Genomic DNA, 564 nt, shown 5'->3' with positions numbered 1-564 from the left:
GCTTCAGGAAGAAATCATAAAAAAGCTTTAGTGCCCACAAAGGCCCGTAAAACGTGGGCACAGCAACTACAACAAAATCATTCTGTTACTATAGCTATGAGCTGCGCTATCGTTGGCTTAAACCGTTGTGCTTACTATTATCAACCTAAGTTACAGGATGATTCGGTGATTGTTTCGGTATTGAATGCTATCACAGACCGGCATTTACGCTGGGGCTTTCCTAAATGCTTTAATCGTATCAGAAAGCTCGGCTATCAATGGAACCATAAGCGTGTTTATCGGGTGTATTATGAATTAAAGCTTAATCTCAGAGTAAAACGAAAAAAACGCATTCCTCCACAATGCCCGGAAAAGCTATTTGTGCCTAATAAACAAGGTGAATGTTGGTCAATGGATTTTATGAGTGATAGTAGCCGTAATCAACGTCGCTTTAGGACATTCAATGTCATCGATGACTTTAATCGTGAGGCGTTAGGTATTGATATTGCAGTCAGCTTACCAGCAGGAAGGATTACCCGTTACTTAGATAAACTGGCCGAATATCATGGATATCCATTAAAAATA

At 39.9% G+C, this 564-nt stretch carries 1 protein-coding gene; it reads left to right on the top strand.

Annotated features, from left to right (window positions below):
• Positions 1-30: 30 nt before the first annotated feature.
• The coding region (locus A9G37_RS06815) for an IS3 family transposase (protein WP_141671108.1) at positions 31-564 on the top strand (534 nt) is incomplete at its 3' end.

Source organism: Gilliamella sp. GillExp13 (assembly GCF_001690815.1).
GTDB classification, from domain to species: domain Bacteria; phylum Pseudomonadota; class Gammaproteobacteria; order Enterobacterales; family Orbaceae; genus Gilliamella; species Gilliamella bombi.
Note: the sequence above shows the minus strand (reverse complement) of the source record. Positions and strands in the feature narration are given on the sequence as shown.